Source organism: Methyloversatilis sp. XJ19-13 (assembly GCF_024580155.1).
In the GTDB taxonomy this organism is placed as follows: Bacteria; Pseudomonadota; Gammaproteobacteria; order Burkholderiales; family Rhodocyclaceae; genus Methyloversatilis.
In genome coordinates this window covers 14,118-31,907 of record NZ_JANINH010000011.1, presented here as the reverse complement: position 1 = coordinate 31,907, position 17,790 = coordinate 14,118, and the positions used below count along the sequence as shown (strand labels likewise).

The 17,790-nt window shown below is 62.3% G+C and carries 13 protein-coding genes; 7 read left to right on the top strand and 6 right to left on the bottom strand.

Annotated elements, in window-relative coordinates:
* Nucleotides 1–2 precede the first annotated feature (2 nt).
* The 5 genes from NMQ14_RS14100 to dnaA all read right to left on the bottom strand — a co-directional run bounded on the left by NMQ14_RS14100 (nucleotide 3) and on the right by dnaA (nucleotide 10,158).
* The gene (locus tag NMQ14_RS14100) at nucleotides 3–3,521 is read right to left on the bottom strand and encodes a DEAD/DEAH box helicase (RefSeq protein ID WP_257097133.1); all 3,519 of its coding nucleotides are present in this window, start codon (nucleotides 3,519–3,521) and stop codon (nucleotides 3–5) included.
* On the bottom strand, nucleotides 3,521–4,285 hold the full coding sequence (locus NMQ14_RS14095; protein WP_257097132.1) for a DUF1837 domain-containing protein: 765 nt from the start codon (nucleotides 4,283–4,285) through the stop codon (nucleotides 3,521–3,523). Before NMQ14_RS14095 ends, NMQ14_RS14100 begins: the two co-directional genes overlap by 1 nt.
* A gap of 444 nt (nucleotides 4,286–4,729) precedes the next feature.
* Nucleotides 4,730–7,234 (bottom strand): DNA topoisomerase (ATP-hydrolyzing) subunit B, encoded by a 2,505-nt coding sequence (gyrB, locus tag NMQ14_RS14090; RefSeq protein ID WP_257097130.1) that lies wholly within the window; start codon nucleotides 7,232–7,234, stop codon nucleotides 4,730–4,732.
* A 93-nt stretch (nucleotides 7,235–7,327) separates the two neighbouring features.
* Entirely contained in the window at nucleotides 7,328–8,428 is a 1,101-nt protein-coding gene (gene dnaN, locus NMQ14_RS14085) for a DNA polymerase III subunit beta (RefSeq protein WP_257097263.1), read from the bottom strand.
* Between the two features lie 263 nt (nucleotides 8,429–8,691).
* Complete coding sequence (gene dnaA, locus NMQ14_RS14080) at nucleotides 8,692–10,158, bottom strand: chromosomal replication initiator protein DnaA (protein ID WP_373457197.1); 1,467 nt, start codon at nucleotides 10,156–10,158, stop codon at nucleotides 8,692–8,694.
* 287 nt (nucleotides 10,159–10,445) lie between these two features.
* Between dnaA and rpmH the strand changes: the two genes are divergently transcribed.
* From rpmH to NMQ14_RS14050, 6 genes are all read left to right on the top strand, one after another.
* Nucleotides 10,446–10,580 carry a 50S ribosomal protein L34 gene (rpmH, locus tag NMQ14_RS14075; RefSeq protein WP_083223994.1) on the top strand — a complete coding sequence of 45 codons (135 nt, stop codon included), beginning with the start codon at nucleotides 10,446–10,448 and terminating at the stop codon, nucleotides 10,578–10,580.
* A gap of 46 nt (nucleotides 10,581–10,626) precedes the next feature.
* Entirely contained in the window at nucleotides 10,627–11,142 is a 516-nt protein-coding gene (gene rnpA / locus NMQ14_RS14070; RefSeq protein ID WP_257097127.1) for a ribonuclease P protein component, read from the top strand.
* Nucleotides 11,139–11,348 carry a membrane protein insertion efficiency factor YidD gene (yidD, locus tag NMQ14_RS14065; protein ID WP_069038899.1) on the top strand — a complete coding sequence of 70 codons (210 nt, stop codon included), beginning with the start codon at nucleotides 11,139–11,141 and terminating at the stop codon, nucleotides 11,346–11,348. The genes rnpA and yidD overlap by 4 nt, the downstream gene beginning before the upstream one ends.
* Before the next feature lie 71 nt (nucleotides 11,349–11,419).
* A complete protein-coding gene (gene yidC / locus NMQ14_RS14060) occupies nucleotides 11,420–13,060 on the top strand; it encodes a membrane protein insertase YidC (protein ID WP_257097126.1) in 1,641 nt (546 codons plus the stop codon).
* 103 nt (nucleotides 13,061–13,163) lie between these two features.
* Nucleotides 13,164–14,528, top strand: a complete 1,365-nt coding sequence (gene mnmE, locus NMQ14_RS14055; RefSeq protein ID WP_257097125.1) for a tRNA uridine-5-carboxymethylaminomethyl(34) synthesis GTPase MnmE — start codon at nucleotides 13,164–13,166, stop codon at nucleotides 14,526–14,528.
* A gap of 30 nt (nucleotides 14,529–14,558) precedes the next feature.
* Entirely contained in the window at nucleotides 14,559–15,320 is a 762-nt protein-coding gene (locus NMQ14_RS14050) for a sulfite exporter TauE/SafE family protein (RefSeq protein WP_257097124.1), read from the top strand.
* A gap of 46 nt (nucleotides 15,321–15,366) precedes the next feature.
* On the opposite strand, the gene NMQ14_RS14045 is transcribed toward NMQ14_RS14050, so the two are convergent.
* A complete protein-coding gene (locus NMQ14_RS14045; RefSeq protein ID WP_257097123.1) occupies nucleotides 15,367–15,693 on the bottom strand; it encodes a hypothetical protein in 327 nt (108 codons plus the stop codon).
* Nucleotides 15,694–15,857: 164 nt separating this feature from the next.
* On the opposite strand from NMQ14_RS14045, the gene mnmG reads away from it, so the two are divergent.
* Complete coding sequence (gene mnmG / locus NMQ14_RS14040; RefSeq protein ID WP_257097122.1) at nucleotides 15,858–17,747, top strand: tRNA uridine-5-carboxymethylaminomethyl(34) synthesis enzyme MnmG; 1,890 nt, start codon at nucleotides 15,858–15,860, stop codon at nucleotides 17,745–17,747.
* Nucleotides 17,748–17,790: the final 43 nt, after the last annotated feature.

The window sequence follows — 17,790 nt, the reverse complement described above, 5'->3', positions numbered from 1 at the left end:
CATCAGGACTGAATCAGGTCATTCGGTCCGGTGTACTCGAACGAGATCCGGTCTACCGCACCGTTCGACGTTGCCACCGTGAGGCCGAGGGCCATCTGGCTAAAGGGATAAAGAACCCTGCCTAATTCTCGGTAGTCGCTGCTGTAGATGACGCCTGCTTTCGGTCCGGAGCCGACGATGCGCAGGGGCATCCCAGGTGGCATCGGCACGCCACCGTTCCACTGAACCGGTCCGGTGTACGACGTGGTAGTCCACGGTGCTACGTTGCCTCCTCCATGCGGAGCGGTGAACTCCTTCCACAGATCGTGCGAGTTTTCGGTCGGCCAAGTGGGAATGACGCTCCAAGCCCGCACAGAATCTGAGGCAAGCCAAGCCCGCAGGCCGCTGGCGTCGTCGAAATCTGCACCTGTTGTGACCACCGCACTGATGGCGCCCAGCCTCGATGCAAAACCGGCCTTGATCAGCACCGCAGCCGGGACGGACAACGTTCCCGTCTCTACCGCAGCAACGGCGCTGCCGCTGCCCAAGTTCGGCAGCAGGCCGATGTCTAAGTCGAGTGGATCCAAAACCGGCGCGTGGGCCTGCGCCCGAACCCGCACGGCTTCCATTGCCCACGGCAAGTTGTAGGCGAATGCATGCTCGATGAGGGACATCGCTTCGTCAGCATCTTCGTCCCCGAACTCGGTAACCGGCGCACCCCTCAGCCACATGTCCAAGAATTTTCGCCAATCGAGGGGCAACGATTTCGGCTTAAATGGAGCGATGTCGAAGGCAATCTCGGCGAAGGCAACAATCGCCTGCACGGCTTCTTCGGTGTATCCGCCGTCTACTGAGGTAGACGCACTTAGCAGCAAGGACTGAAGCTCGTCGGCCTTTTCATCTAGTTTCCGCCCTGTCTCAAGGCCAACTCCGGCTAGAAAATAGCCGCGCCGTTGCGCCGCCGTGGAGACGGCCCAGATCAGCTTGGCACGAGCCTTCAACCCAACGAGAAGCGCCTTTTGAACACCCTCGCTCATTCGAGCAAGCCGGCGCATCAGCAGCGATGACGTCAGCACTTCATCAATTTTTGACTCAAGCTCTTCATCGGAAACTTGCATGTCTCCAAGCAAGCTGAAGATGGCGGTGTCGAGGCTCGTGAGATGACGCGGCCAATTTTCAGCCGCGGCCTTTGCCGACCTTTCTTGTTCTCCAGGCACCGCTGCAAAGCTCCAGGCACCCTGACCTGCCACATACGCCAGTAAGGCATCGACGTCGCTTGTCCCAAGCTTCTTGGCCATACGATCAAGCAGCAAGTAGAGCAGCCGGAGAATGCCGCTCTCCATCTCACGTTGCTTGTCGCCGCGAATGAGCCCCTTCCATGCATCTCGGCGCTTATTGTGCTCGTCGAACATCGGGTAGAGCACCAAACCTTCGATATCGACATATGCGCGGCCGGCCCGACCGACGACGTTGCGGAACTCCGATTCGTCGATCGCCTCGCCATGCCGGAAATGCCCATGGAATATGAGACTGGTGGCCGCAAGATTGAGTCCCTGCGCGAGCGTGGGGGACGACACCGTCAGCTTCAAGATACCTTCACGGAGCAAGCGCTCCACCTCCTTGCGGAACTGGCTGGGTAACTCGCCGTGGTGCACTGCTACTCCCATGCGAAGGCACTTCAAGATTTCATGGTCTGGGCCGAACCACTCAGCGCCCACGGCCAACGCAGATGCGGTGGCGGCGCCTGGCGGCGTCATGATGGGTGAGAGCAGCCCCTTTTTGCTTAGCTCAATGATGCGCTTAGCGAACGGAACGACCGAGGCGCGGAGCGGACAAAAAACCAGAACCGACTGCCCATCTTCAATTAGACGCCACGCCGTGAAGATGCAGAGGTCGGTCTGCGATGCGGGGACAATCGCCGCGTTTGCTCGATTGGATGTCCTCTTGCCGACTACAAACTTGGGAATGAACGGGCGCTCGTCCCCCACCACCACGTTCAGCTGAGCGACCTTGGCTGCTGGGTCCCAAACAACCTCGCCAAACCGAAGCCGCGTTGGACGCCAACCGTTCTTGATGAGTCCATCGGGTCGGTCGCCGGTGAGCCAATCGGTGAAGTCAGCGAGTTGGTCACCATCAGGAAGGATCGCGGAAAGACAGACTATGCGCCTAGACGCTGCGTCAGACCTCCGAAGCAACCGCTGAATCTGTGCCTCATAGCGCACCTCCCGCTCGCCAAGCCCGATCATGTGGCCTTCGTCAAGGACTACCAACCCCACGTCGTCCAAAAGCGTCGGGTCGCTCCGTAGGGCGAAATCGAGCTTCTCAGGTGTCGACACCACGATGTCGCGCGACTTAAGCGTGTCGACGTCAGTATTGCTGGCACCGATGCTGCCATAGAGGCTTGAGACGCTTTTGCCGAGCGCGCCATACGTGCGGCGCAGCGAGACCTCTGTTTGCGCAGACAGCGCACGCAAGGGCGTAACGAAAACGACTCGCTTGCCTGCCGCCAGACACGCGAGGATGCACAGCTCTGCGATACGCGTCTTTCCCGCGCTTGTAGGCAGTGACAGCACAAGATTGGCGTCGTACTCCAGCACACGCTTCGCCGCTTCAATCTGAGACGGCCAGAGCTCAATCTCCGACCGATCTCGGCGCAGTAACGAGCAGATGAACAGCTTGCGCAACGATGCCCAATCGCCGATTGGTACACCATCGGGACCGGACATGGGCAGGATCGCGTGAAAGCTGCTGGACCAAAGGCTGTCGACGATGTACAGCGCCAAGCGATGCACCCACCACTGGCCGACGAAGTTCATGTCCCCCGCAACGGACAGGCCCTGCCTGAGACGCGCCTGTGCTTCGCCGATGAGATGCTGTTCGCCCCGCTCCAGAGCGAGCATCGTCTGAGAAATTGCCGACATGAAGTTGCCCTCCAAGCCAAGCAAGAGGGCCTCAGCCACACCTTCGCCGTCCTCAAGGGGAGCTCCCTGACCGTCGACTTCGAAAAGGGGCTCCAACGCAGCAATGACTTTGTCGTCGGAACCGGCGCCGGATTCGAACCAGCCAGCGACAGCACGGTTCACCCCGGCAAGGTCCCGCAGCACCAGCTGTGCGAGACATCGTTCAACGACAGACAGATTGGCCTGCTCGAAATCCGATCTCAGAAGTGAGTAGGCACGCGCAGAGAATCGCCCCAGGTGGTACGCGCTGCCTGCGACCAGACGATGGAAGTCCCGCGTCTCATCCAGCGCTCCTCGGGCAACGACTGCCTCGATGGACTCTCCCGCTACCTCGAACGCTTGCCGCGCAGTCGCGAAGTCACCGCCTAGATCGAGATACCGCAAGCCATGGAGCAGCAGTGAGTAGCCGAACGAGAGCAGGTCCTCCGACAGGAGCGGACTGAAATTTGGCGCGTCGATTGGCAGCTCGCCTGCGCGCCAAATCATCCCGCGCGCCTGCCCCCTCGCAAGAAGCTGTTGGCGGTAACCCGCCTCAACCGCTTGACCGATGTTGGAGCGAAGCTCCTCCAGCGTGGATGCCATCAGGCCCCCACGGCCGCGAAAACAGCTTTGATGAACTTCTGATGTTCAGGGACCCTCAGCCCGACATAGTGCTGGGTCGAGCCACCGGTGTAGCCGCTCAAGCTGGTTTGCAACAGCGTGGTGGTGTCGTTGCCTGTAAAGGCGAACAGCATGTGCGTAACGTCCGTCGGCTTTAACGACGTCTTCAACTGTGCATCGTCGATTGCGTCACGCAGGGGCTTGTCAGCAGGGTAAACCAGCCGGTCGGCAACAAATCCCATTGAATGAGGCGACGGCAGCTCGCCATAACCAGACAGTGCCTCTCGAGCCTTCGAAACCGTGGCAGCAGACATGGTTGCACTGCTCTTGGACTCCGCCTTGAGTACAGTCAGCTTGCCGGTCACGGGATTCAAGTTAAAGCCCAGCATGTCGTCGCCACGCATCGACATGTTTCGGTGGTCTTTGAACTGAAGACGTTTGATGCCCTGCGTGAATGGCGTCTTCTCACGGACGAAAGTGGTGCACAACACCTCGCCGAGATCGCCTGATTTGAGCTGCGGGCTTTCCGGCAGCCTAATCTTAATCAACTCCGCAACTTCGTGCCGCTGCAAGCGCGCGAACATATCAGCCAGCCGGCTCGGCGGCAAAAAATGCTCGGGCACCACATCTGCCACGATAGCGACCGCCGCATCAAACTTTAATGCATCTGCGGTCAGCATCGTGTGGCTATGCGGCGCACTGCACCCAACGACGACCTCCGTGCACCATTCGGCGAAACGCGTCATGCGATAGTTCCTTCAACTACGGAATGCCCTCGCACGCGCTTGGCTAACAATCGCGATCTCAGCGCGGATGGCCTGTGACGGTGGACCTCATGCCGCCGCGTACTGAGTGCTCAGGGAAGCAATGATAACTAGCTAGATGTAAGGATATCCGGATTCAGCATCGCAGTTTTGATGCAATGCCTATCAGCATGTAGGTAACCTGCAAGCTGCCTCTTGCGAACGTCAGCTCTTGGTCGGGAGCTGATGAGCACATCGGCGACCGTTAGCTGACGTTCGCGAGCAGATCCTCGTGACGCCAATGGATCGCTTTGGTCGATAAGTAAGAGTTCAAAACAGAAAAGGCCCTTTCGGGCCTTTTCCTCTTTTGTCTCAACTTCTTGGAGTTTTTGGTCTCACGAAGCGGGACTGTGTCTCACTATTTCGGATTGCGCGCACCCGACACGTTTATACGTCGAGATTCCTCACCCCCAGCGCATTGCTTTCAATGAACGCCCGACGCGGTTCGACGTTGTCGCCCATCAGCGTGGTGAAGATTTCGTCGGCGGCGATGGCGTCGTCGATCTGCACTTTCAGCAGGCGGCGCACGGTGGGGTCCATCGTGGTTTCCCACAGCTGTTCCGGGTTCATTTCGCCCAGGCCCTTGTAGCGCTGCTTGCCGAGGTTGCGTTCGACTTCGTTCAGCAGCCAGCGCGTGGCTTCGGTAAAGCTGGCGACCTCCTGCTGCTTGTCGCCGCGCTTCACGACGGCGCCGGGGCCGACCAGGCCGGCGATCAGTTCGGCGGCGTGGCGGATGCGCTGGTAGTCGCCTGACAGCAGGAATTCGCTGTCGACGCGGCCGACCTTGCGGTTGCCGTGGTGCATGCGCTCGATGCGCAGCTGCCAGGCTTCGGTCTTGTCGTTGTATTCGGCCAGCAGCTTGACGCTGGACGGGAGCTTGGCGGTCAGCCGGGCGGCGCTGTCGCGGGCGGCGGCTTCGTCGTCGAGGCTGAGCGCGATGTTGTGTTCGAGCAGCGTGCGCAGCAGTTCGCCGTCAGCGTATTCGGCCAGCCGTTCGACGATGGCTTCGGCCAGCAGGTATTCGCGCGCCATCTCTTCGAAGGCGCTGCCGGACAGCGGCTCGGCGCCCTCGCGCGGCACCAGGCTGGATTCGTCGAACGCCAGCTTGAGCAGGTACTGGTTCAGTTCGTGGTCGTCTTTCACGTACAGCTCGGTGCGGCCGTGCTTGATCTTGTACAGCGGCGGCTGCGCGATGTAGATGTGGCCGCCTTCGACCAGCTCGGGCATCTGGCGATAGAAGAAGGTCAGCAGCAGGGTGCGGATGTGGGCGCCATCGACGTCGGCGTCGGTCATGATGATGATGCGGTGGTAGCGCAGTTTTTCCGGCTTGTATTCGTCCTTGCCGATGCCGGTGCCCAGGGTCTGGATCAGGGTGACGATTTCCTGGCTGGAAATGAGCTTGTCGAAGCGCGCCTTTTCGACGTTCAGGATCTTGCCCTTCAGCGGCAGGATGGCCTGGAACTTCCGGTCGCGGCCCTGCTTGGCGGAGCCGCCGGCGGAGTCACCCTCGACCAGGTAGAGCTCGGCGTTGGCCGGGTCTTTCTCCTGGCAGTCGGCCAGCTTGCCCGACAGGCCGAAGGAGTCGAGCACGCCCTTGCGGCGCGTCATGTCGCGCGCCTTGCGGGCGGCGTCGCGCGCACGCGCGGCTTCGACGATCTTGCCGCAGATGGTTTTGGCGTCGGTCGGGCGTTCCTGCAGAAAGTCGGCCAGCTTCTGTGCGACGACTTCTTCGACTGCCGGACGCGCCTCGGATGACACCAGCTTCATCTTGGTCTGCGACGCGAACTTCGGGTCGGGCATCTTCACCGACAGCACGCAGGCCAGGCCTTCGCGCATGTCATCGCCGGTGATTTCGACCTTGGCCTTCTTGGCGATTTCGTGTTCTTCGATGTACTTGTTGATGATGCGGGTCATCGCCGCGCGCAGCCCGGTTAGGTGGGTGCCGCCATCGGTCTGCGGAATGTTGTTGGTGAAGCACAGCACCTGTTCGGCGTAGCTGTCGTTCCACTGCATCGCGACTTCGACGTCGATCTGCACATTTCCCTGCATCGACGCGCCGGCGCTGCAGAACACATTGGGGTGCAGCGCGGTCTTGTTGCGGTTGATGTATTCGACGAAACCGCGCGCGCCACCGAGGAAGGCGAAATCCTCTTCCTTATTGTTGCGCTGGTCGATCAGCTTGATCTTGACGCCGTTGTTCAGGAAGGACAGTTCGCGCAGCCGCTTGGCCAGGATGTCGTAGTGGAATTCGATGTTGTCGAAGATGGTTTCGTCGGCCAGGAAGTGCACCTCGGTGCCGCGCTTTTCGGACGCGCCGAGCACCTTCAGCGGCGACACTTCGACGCCGTTCTGCACCTCGAGCAGGCGCTCGACCGGCACGCCGCGCTCGAACTCCATGAAGTGCTTCTTGCCGTCGCGGCGCACCGTCAGGCGCAGCCACTTCGACAGCGCATTGACGCAGCTGACGCCCACGCCGTGCAGGCCGCCGGACACCTTGTACGAGTTCTGGTTGAACTTGCCGCCGGCGTGCAGTTCGGTCAGCGCTATTTCGGCGGCAGAGCGCTTCGGTTCGTGCTTGTCGTCGAACTTGATGCCGGTCGGAATGCCGCGGCCGTTGTCGGTCACCGAAATCGAATTGTCGGTGTGGATGGTGATCACGATGTCGTCGCAGTGGCCGGCCAGCGCCTCGTCGATCGAGTTGTCGACCACTTCGAACACCAGGTGGTGCAGACCGGTGCCGTCCGACGTGTCGCCGATGTACATGCCCGGCCGCTTGCGCACGGCTTCCAGTCCTTCGAGGATCTGGATGCTGCCTTCGCCGTAGGCGTCGGCGTTGGGCGCCTCCGGGACTTTGGGCGCTTCGGGGACATTCGGTGTGAGCTCGTCAGACATGGCGTATTCCGGTGCTGCGCACTGCGTGCGCGGGGTCCATCAAAAAACACGAAGCCCGGCGCGAAGGCCGGGCGATGGTGCAGGCGGCGCGGCTTACACGCGCATCGGCATCACGACGTACTTGAAGCCGTCGGTGCCGGGCAGCGTGATCAGCGCGCTGCTGTTGCCGTCATTCAGGCGCAGGCTCAGGGTGTCGCCGGCCACGTTGCCGAGCACGTCGAGCAGGTAGCTCACGTTGAATCCGATGTCGAGGGCGTCGCCGGTGTAATCGACCTCCAGCTCTTCCTGCGCCTCTTCCTGCTCGGCATTGCTTGAAATGAGCTTGAGCAGGCCGGACGACAGCACGACGCGCACACCCTTGAACTTTTCGTTGGTCAGGATGGCGGCACGCTGCAGTGCCGGCAGGAAGGACGCGCGCTGCAGCATGATTTCCTTCGGGTGGTCCTTCGGAATCACGCGTTCGTAGTCGGGAAACTTGCCGTCGATCAGCTTCGAAATGAGCTCGACCGAGCCGAAGCGCAGGCGCGCCTGGTTGCCGCCCAGTTCGATGTCGACCGGGTCGTCGGTGTCGGCCAGCTGGCGCGACAGTTCGAGCACGGTCTTGCGCGGCAGGATCACGTCGAGCTTGTCGGTCACGCCGGGCAGCGCTTCGGACACGTAGGCCAGACGGTGGCCGTCGGTTGCGACCAGCCGCAGTTCCTCGCTGCCAACGGCCAGCAGCAGGCCGTTCAGGTAGTAGCGGATGTCCTGCTGGGCCATCGAGTACTGCACCAGCGACAGCAGTCGCTTGAGCTTGCGCTGGGTCAGGCTGAGCTTGACGGTTTCACCCTCGGCGACCTGCATGCGCGGGTAGTCCTGCGCCGGCAGCGTCTGCAGCGTGAAGCGGCTCTTGCCGCAGCGCACCGTGAGCTTGCGGTCGTCGGCGTCGAGGCTCACCTCCTGCCCTTCCGGCAGGGCACGCAGGATGTCCTGCAGCTTGCGGGCGGCGACCGTCAGCGCAGCCGGCTGGGCGGCGCTGATGTTGCCGGTGGACCGGGTACGGATCTGGATTTCGATGTCGGTGGCCAGCAGCGTGAGCGCATCGCCCTCGGTTTCGATCAGGACGTTGGACAGGATCGGCAGGGTGTGGCGCTTCTCGACGATGCCGCTGACCGACTGCAGCGGACGCAGCAGCTGTTCGCGTTCTATCTTCATTAAGAGCATTTTATAAACCTCTGTAAACCGTTAACGTCGACCATTTTCTGTGGATAACACCTTAATTCTTATTGTTTTCAGTTGCTTGCAGTATGTATCGTTGTCTGTACAACTGCCATTTCTGCGCTTGAACAAATGTGGATGAAAGTGTGACCCGCTGAAAACACCCTGCTTATCCACAGCTGCCATACAGGGAATCACACCTGTTTATCCGTACAGCTTCAATACCGCTTCATCCACACCCTTCCTGCGGCGTTTTCCGGCTATTTGCGCAAGGTCTGCACGAGCACGTGCAGGTCATGATTGAGCACTTCGTCCTTCAGCCTCAGGTCGGCAATGGTGCGGCAGGCGTGCAGCACCGTCGTGTGGTCGCGCCCGCCGAACGCTTCGCCGATCGCCGGGTAGCTTTCCGGCGTCAGTTCCTTGGCCAGCCACATGGCGACCTGACGCGGCCGCGCGATGGCACGCGTGCGCTTCTTCGAATACATCTCCGACACCTTGATCTTGAAATAGTCGGCGACGGTCTTCTGGATGAATTCGAGCGTGATCTGCCGGTTGTGTGCGCCCAGCAGGTCCTTCAGCGCCTCGCGCGCCACTTCCAGCGTGATCGGCACGGTGTGGAAGTGGGCGAAGGCGATGATCTTCTTCAGCGCGCCTTCGAGTTCGCGCACATTGCTGCGGATGTTCTTGGCGACCAGGAAGGCGACATCGTCACCCACCTTGACCCGCTCCATCTCCGCCTTCTTCTTCAGGATGGCGACCCGCATTTCGAGTTCGGGCGGCTCGATCTGCACCGTGAGCCCCCAGCCGAAGCGCGTCGTCAGGCGTTCTTCGACGCCCTGGATGTTCTTCGGATAGGTGTCGCAGGTGATGACGATCTGCTTCTTGCCGTCGGTCAGCGCGTTGAACGCATAGAAGAACTCTTCCTGCGTGCGCGTCTTGTTGTTGAAGAACTGGATGTCGTCGATCAGCAGCACGTCGAGCGACCGGTAGTAGCGCTTGAAGGCGTCGAAGCTCTTCTGCTGGTAGGCGCGCACCACGTCGGCGTAGTAGTCGTCGGCGTGCACGTAGCGGATGACCGCGTCCGGGTTGTGCCGCATCACTTCGTTGCCCAGCGCATGCACCATGTGCGTCTTGCCCAGCCCCACACCCCCGTAGATGAAGATGGGGTTGTAGGACATGCCCGGGTTCTGCGCGACCTGTATGGCGGCTGCGCGCGCCAGTTCGTTGGCGCGGCCGGTGACCAGGTTGTCGAACGTGAACCCCGGGTTCAGGCGCGAGCGGTCGCGTTCATCGGGCCGGCCACGGTTGCGGTCGTTGCGATCGGACTGCGCATCGCCGTTTGGCTTGATGATGGCCGGCGGCGTGACGCGGGTCGTTTCTTCTCCGTCGGCACGCAGATGCGTCTGGCGCACACGCGGCGCGTCGGACGACGATGGCACCAGTATGGGCGCGTCGGCGGCGTCGTTCGCCTGGCTGCCCACCTGGGGCAGACTCAGGCGCACCGATACCGGTTGCGAAAAATACTCGAGGCCGAGCGCTTCGATGCGCGACACATAGCGCTCGCGCACCCACTGCAGAACGAAACGGTTCGGGGCGACCAGCGCCAGTGATTCGGTTTCGGCATCGGCGCACGGATCGATGCGCAAGCCTTTGATCCAGGTGTGAAATTGTTGCGCGGGAAGTTCCTGCTCGAAGCGGCTGAGGCAGACTGCCCAAAACTGTTGCATCATGGTCTGCGAGGTCGCCGGGTCGATTTCTAGGGGGTATGGCACAGCCTTGTGACCTGACCCGGAACAGTCGATCCGTGATGAAGGATCGTCTCTTTGCGGTGTTCCGGGCACTGCGGTGACCGGTGGCCCGGGTCCGCTTTTGCCAGCTGTTTTGAGTGACGGATTCTAGCGCTTTCGGCCCTGCTTATCCACACCGGCCAAACCCGCGCCGCTGCAGGGCGATTGACAAGGCGCTGATCTTGCGATGTAATCGCGGGCTTTTCCGTATACATAGTGAGCAGGCCATGAAACGCACTTACCAGCCGTCATCTGTCCGCCGTGCCCGCACCCACGGTTTCCTTGAACGCATGCGCACCCGCGGCGGCCGCGCTGTCATCCGCGCACGTCGCGCCAAGGGCCGCGTCCGGCTCGCGGTCTAACGCAGCCAGACCCTTCCAGCCGCAGCCTGCGCCGCCATGTCCGTGAATGTCCGGTCGTCTGCCATCGGGCAGCAAGCCGGAGGTTGAGCGCACAGTGAGCGAAGCAGGCACGGCAGATTCATCGGAAACGCCGGCGCGAGGAACGTACAGTTTCCGCCCGGTCTTCCGGCTCAGAAAAACGGATGAGTTTTCATCCGTTTTTGCTTTACGGCGCACGCAGCGCAGTCGTCATTTCGTGATCCATCACGGCCCGGTCAAAGCGTCCGGACCGGATGCCGAGACCGGAGCGCGTCTGGGTGTCGTGGTCGCGAAGCGGCACCTGAAGCGCGCGCACGATCGAAATCTGGTCAAGCGACTGGCGCGTGAAGCATTCCGCCATGCGCGGACGGGGTTGAGGCCGCTCGACATTGTGCTGCGCCTGAATTCGCGGCCCGACAGTCTGGACCGCAAGGCGCTGCGCGCGGAACTTGACCATCTTTTTGGCCGGATGCGCCCGCCGGCCGTAGCGCCCGATGCCGGGCCGTCCAGCGGGAAGCCGCCTGTTTCGGAGCCAGCCAGTTGAAAAGTCTTCTGCTGTCCGTACTTGCCGTGTATCGCTACGCCATCAGCCCCATGCTGGGCGCGAATTGCCGTTTTCTGCCCAGCTGTTCCGAATACGCCACCGAAGCGATCCGCCGCCATGGCAGCCTGCGTGGCGGCTGGCTGTCGCTCAGGCGCATTGCGCGCTGCCATCCGTGGAATCCCGGGGGACATGATCCGGTGCCGTGAGCACCGAGTCCTCCCGGCCGCATCCACGATCGCCTTCCACTCAACGACGCATTTTTCAGACGATTCCCCAGATGGATACCCAACGCTCCGCCCTGTTGATCGTTTTCCTGTTTTCGCTGTTCATGCTGTGGGATGGCTGGCAGCGCCAGTCGCTCCCCCCTGTCGCGCCGGCGCCCACTGCAGATGCCGTGGCGCAGTCACCCGGTGCCCAGGCACCGGTGCCGACCGTGAGCACGCCGGCCGGTGCGGCCGATGTGCCAGCCGTACCGGTGGTGGCGCAGAAAACCGCGACCCGGGTGGTGACCGATCTGTTCATCGCCGATGTGTCGGCCGAGGGTGGCTCGATCATCCGGCTCGAATTGCTGAAGCACAAGGCCGGCCCCGAGACGACTGGCAATTTCGTGTTGCTGGACAACGGTGGCGCTCACCTCTATCACGCTCAGAGCGGCCTGATCGGTGAAGGGCTGCCGACACACAAGACGGTGTTCCAGCTGCCGGAAGGCGAGCTGACACTGGCTGACGGGCAGGACAAGGTCGAATTGCGCATGACGGCACCCGGTGGCGAAGGCGTGGCCGTGACCAAGGTGCTGACGTTCACTCGCGGCAGCTACCAGATCGGCACGCGCTACGAAGTGGCGAATGCCTCGCAGGCGCCGGTCAATGCGCATGCCTACTTCCAGCTGCTTCGCGACGGCAAGCCGACTGCGGGCGGCAATGCGATGCTGAGCACCTTTACCGGCCCGGCCTTCTACACCGATCAGGGCAAGTACCAGAAGATCGATTTCAAGGACATCGCCGACAACTCTGCGAAATTCGTCAGCAAGGCGCCGGATGGCTGGGTGGCGCTGGTGCAGCATTATTTCGTCAGTGCCTTCGTGCCGCCGAAGGGTGCCGATCGCGAGTTCTTCGCGCGCAAGGTCGCCAATGACCTGTACACCGCAGGCGTCGTCGTGCCGCTTGCCGCGGCAGCGCCGGGCGCCACCTCGTCGATCGAGGTCCCGATGTATGCCGGTCCGCAGATCCAGGAGGATCTGGTCGCGCTCGCGCCAGGCCTCGATCTGGTGGTCGATTACGGCTTCCTGACCATCATCGCGTCGCCGATGCACTGGGTGCTGGAGAAGCTGCATGACATGGTCGGCAACTGGGGCTGGGCCATCATCCTGCTCACCGTATTGATCAAGGCCATCTTCTTCCCGCTGTCGGCCGCAAGCTACCGCTCGATGGCCAAGCTGCGCCTGGTCACGCCGCGCATGCAGCAGATCAAGGAACGCCATGGCGGCGACCGCATGCGCATGCAGCAGGAAATGATGGAGCTGTACAAGACGGAAAAGATCAATCCGCTCGGCGGGTGTCTGCCCATCGTGGTGCAGATCCCGGTGTTCATCGCGCTGTACTGGGTGCTGCTGGGCAGCGTCGAAATGCGCAACGCGCCGTGGATCGGCTGGATTACCGACCTGTCGATCAAGGATCCCTACTTCGTCCTGCCCATCATCATGGGTATCACGATGTTCGTGCAGACCAAGTTGAATCCGACGCCGCCGGACCCGATCCAGGCCAAGGTGATGCTGTTCCTGCCGGTCGTGTTCACCGGCATGTTCCTGTTTTTCCCGTCGGGTCTGGTGCTGTACTGGGTGGTGAACAATGTGCTGTCGATCGCCCAGCAGTGGCAGATCACCCGCATGATAGAAGGTGGCAAGACCGCCAAGACCTGAACCTACGGCCCCCTGTTCCGGCGTCGAAGGCGCCGCGACTGCAATCACCCGCGACGGGTTGTATTGTGGGCGCGGCGCCTTCTTCGTTACCGGACTCCCGACCATGCATCCAGCCAGGCATCTCACCGATACGATTGCAGCCGTCGCCACAGCGACCGGCCGCGGCGGCATCGGCGTCGTCCGCGTGTCCGGCAGCCGGACCGGCGATGTCGCCCACGGTGTGCTCGGTCGGCTGCCGCCGGCGCGTCAGGCCACTTTCCTGAAGTTTCTGGCGGCCGACGGTACGGTGCTGGATCACGGCATCGCGCTGTGGTTTGCGGCCCCGGCGTCGTACACCGGAGAAGACGTGCTTGAGCTGCATGGCCATGGTGGCGGTGCGGTGCTGCAGGCGGTGCTCGCACGGTGCTTCGAACTTGGTGCCCGCCCTGCCCGCCCGGGCGAATTCACCGAACGTGCATTCCTGAACGACCGCATCGATCTGGCCCAGGCCGAAGCGGTGGCCGACCTCATTGACGCGAGTACGTCATCGGCGGCCCGCGCTGCAATGCGTTCACTGGACGGTGAGTTCTCGCGCCACGTCCATCAACTGGAGGACGCGCTGGTCAATCTCCGGCTGTTCGTTGAAGCGACACTGGACTTCCCCGAGGAAGACGTCGAGTTCATCGAACAGGCGGGTGCCCGGCGCAAGCTCGACGAGGTGATGCGGGCGGTCGGCGCGCTGCGCGAAAGAGCGCGCTGCGGTGCAGTGCTGCGCGATGGGCTGACGGTCGTGCTGGCTGGCGCGCCGAACGTCGGCAAGTCCAGCCTGCTCAATGCTCTGTCCGGTGACGATCGCGCCATCGTGACCGACATCGCGGGCACTACGCGCGACACCCTGCGCGAGCTGATTTCCATCGACGGCGTGCCGCTTCACATCATCGACACGGCAGGGCTGCGTGACACGACGGATCCGGTCGAACAGGCCGGCATCGCCCGCACGAAGCGCGAACTCGATCGCGCGCATGCCGTGGTTCACCTGATCGACGCGACGACCGGGTTCGATGCGGTGGCGCGGAGCATTGACGAGGGCTTGCCGGACGGACTGAAGCGCATACGCGTATTCAACAAGATAGATCTCACCGGTGACTCGCCCCACTCCGAGCGCGCGGGCGATGTTGTGTCGGTGTGGTTGTCCGCCCGCGAAGGTTCGGGGCTGGACCTGCTTCGCGCTTCCTTGCTCGATTGCATCGGTTGGCACGGCGGCGCGGAAGATGCGCTGTCTGCCCGTGCCCGGCACTTGCATGCGCTTGATGCGGCAATAGAGAGGCTCGACGCGGCGCGTGCCTGCATCGCGGGTACGGTGTTGCAGCTTGATCTGTTCGCTGAAGAATTGAGGCTCGCCCATCGCGCCCTGGGTGAGATCACGGGTGAATTCACACCGGATGATCTTCTGGGCGAAATCTTTTCCCGCTTCTGCATCGGAAAGTAGTGTTCCACGTGAAACATCCGGGCGTGTGTCGTGTTCGCTGATTTCACCCTGCTGTTCGTCGGCGCATTCTTCGCAGGTCTTGTGGACGCCATGGTCGGTGGTGGCGGGCTGGTGCAGATACCGCTGCTGTTCAACGTGTTTCCGGGTATCGCTCCGGCGACGCTTTTCGGTACCAACAAGGCCGTAAGCATCGTCGGGACCGCCTTTGCGGCGCGCCGCTACCTTGGCAAGGTAGACATGGACTGGCGGGTGCTCTGGCGCGCTGCGCTGGCGGCATTCGTTGCGTCATTCGCGGGCGCGGCGGCAGTCGGTCTGTTCCCGCCGCAGATGCTGCGACCTTTGGTCATCGTGCTGCTGGTCGCAGTACTCGTCTACACGCTGAAGAAAAAGGATTTTGGCGCCCCGTCGCACAGCGTCGGCCGTAAGCCGCGGCCGGTGCTCGCGCTGTTGCTGGGCGCAGCGATCGGTTTCTACGATGGCTTCTTCGGGCCGGGCACCGGCAGCTTCCTGATCTTTCTGTTCATCCGCTGCTATGCGTGGGATTTCCTGCGTGCGTCGGCGGCAGCCAAGGTGGTGAACGTCAGTACCAATCTCGCCGCCCTGTGCTGGTTCGTTCCTGTTGGCGCCATCATGGTCAAGGTGGCGGCGCTGATGGCGCTGGCGAATCTGGCGGGCGCCTGGGTCGGTGCTCACCTTGCAATGAAAAACGGCGCACTGTTCGTGCGCCGCGTGTTCATTGTTGTGGTCAGTGTGCTGATCGCGCGGCTGACCTGGGATGTGTTGTCAGCCTGAACATTGTTTCACGTGAAACAACGTGATCAGGGATCGGCGCGACCGATCAATGCCCGAAGCGGATCGGCGGCAGTACGATGGTCACACCGCCACCCCCGCGATGGCCGTGGTGGCCGTAGCCGCCATAACCGTAATAGCGCGGCGGCGCGACGTAGTAGGCGGGTCCGCCATAGTAGTGGTGGCTGATGCGCGGGCTGTGATGTCGGTGGCCGTAGCTGCGGTGATGGCGCCCGAAATCATGGTGCCCACGGTAGTCTTTCTGGTAGCCATGGTGACGATCACCGCGGTGCCCACGCCAGTCGTCGCGGTCAGCCATGGCGACTCCGCTGAAGGTCAATGTAAGCGCAGCAAGTACCGAACTGAGGGTTTTCATGGTTCTTACTCTTGGTGAACACGACACAAGCGTAGTGAGCGCGGACGCTTTGCGCCGTAAGCAACTGTAAGAACTTGCAAGGCTGCAAGGGCGTGCGACCTTGGTGATCGATGCCTTCGGTCGTATCATTCAGCCCCTTCGCCTTATTTTGCATTGCAGCGAAAATGGATTTCCCGACCCGTTACGACGTGATCGTCATCGGCGGTGGCCATGCCGGTACCGAAGCCGCGCTGGCGGCTGCGCGCACCGGCGCACGTACGCTACTGCTGACGCACAACATCGAAACGCTGGGCCAGATGTCGTGCAATCCGTCGATCGGCGGCATCGGCAAGGGTCATCTGGTGAAGGAAGTCGATGCGCTCGGCGGTGCGATGGCATTGGCCACCGACGAGTCGGGCATACAGTTCCGCACACTCAACGCAAGCAAGGGTCCGGCAGTCCGTGCCACCCGCGCACAGGCTGACCGCGTTCTGTACAAGGCGGCCATCCGCAGCCGGCTGGAGAACCAGCCGAACCTCGATCTGTTCCAGCAGGCCGCCGCCGACCTGATCATGGACGGCGACCGCGTCGCCGGCGTCGTGACCGAAGTCGGTATCCGCTTCCGTGCGCGGGCGGTCGTGCTGACGGCCGGCACCTTCCTGAATGGTCGGGTACACGTCGGCCTGGAGAATCACTCAGCCGGTCGCGCGGGCGATCCACCCGCGATCCGGCTGGCCGAAAAGCTGAAGGAACTTGCGCTCCCGCAGGGTCGCCTGAAGACCGGCACGCCGCCGCGCATCGACGGTCGCAGCATCGATTACTCGGTCATGGAAGCGCAGCCGGGCGACGACCCGGTGCCGGTGTTCAGCTTCATCGGCCGCCGCGCCATGCACCCGCGCCAGGTGCCCTGCTGGATCACGCACACCACGACGCGCACGCACGACATCATCCGCGGCGGTCTTGATCGTTCGCCGATGTACACCGGCGTGATCGAAGGCGTCGGTCCGCGCTACTGCCCGAGCATCGAGGACAAGATCCACCGTTTCGCCGACCGCGACAGCCACAACATCTTCCTGGAACCGGAAGGCCTGACGACGCATGAGGTCTATCCGAACGGCATTTCAACCTCGCTGCCGTTCGATGTACAGGTCGATCTGGTGCGCAGCATTCCGGGACTCGAAAACGCCCACATCCTGCGTCCCGGCTACGCGATCGAATACGACTACTACGATCCGCGCGGTTTGAAGTCTTCGCTCGAAACCCGCGCCATCGAAGGCCTGTTCTTCGCCGGTCAGATCAATGGCACGACCGGCTATGAAGAAGCTGCGGCGCAGGGCCTGCTGGCGGGCCTCAATGCGGCGCGTCAGGTGCGTGGTCTCGACGCCTGGTGCCCGGCACGCAGCGAAGCCTATCTGGGCGTGCTGGTCGACGACCTGATCACGCGCGGCGTGTCCGAGCCCTACCGCATGTTCACTTCGCGCGCCGAGTACCGGCTCAGTCTGCGCGAGGACAATGCCGACCTGCGGCTGACCGATATCGCGCGCGACATGGGGTTGATCGACGACGCGCGCTGGGATGTCTACAACCGCAAGCGCGACGCGATCGCCGGCGAAACGCAGCGCCTGCGCGCGACATGGGTACGCCCGGATACCGTTCCGGCGAGCGACGCCATCCGCGTGCTCGGCAAGCCGATCGAGCACGAGTATTCGCTGTTCGAACTGCTGCGCCGACCGGACGTGAGCTATGCCGCGCTGATGACGCTGCCGGGCACGCCCGAGCCGATCACCGATGTCGACGCGATCGAACAGCTCGACATCCTCGCCAAGTATCAGGGCTACATCGATCGCCAGCAGGACGAAGTCGAGCGCCTGCGCGCCACCGAAGACATGCGCCTGCCCGACGATATGGATTACGCCGCCGTGACCGGCCTGTCGCGCGAAGTGCGCCAGAAGCTGGTCCAGCACCGCCCGCAAACGCTGGGCCAGGCCTCTCGCATCCAGGGCATCACGCCAGCGGCGATATCGCTGCTGCTGGTGCACCTGAAAAAGCGTCAGGCCGTGCGCAGCGCAGCCTGAGCCGTTGAATCGCCCCCCGAATTGAAGTTGCCCCAAGCGATCT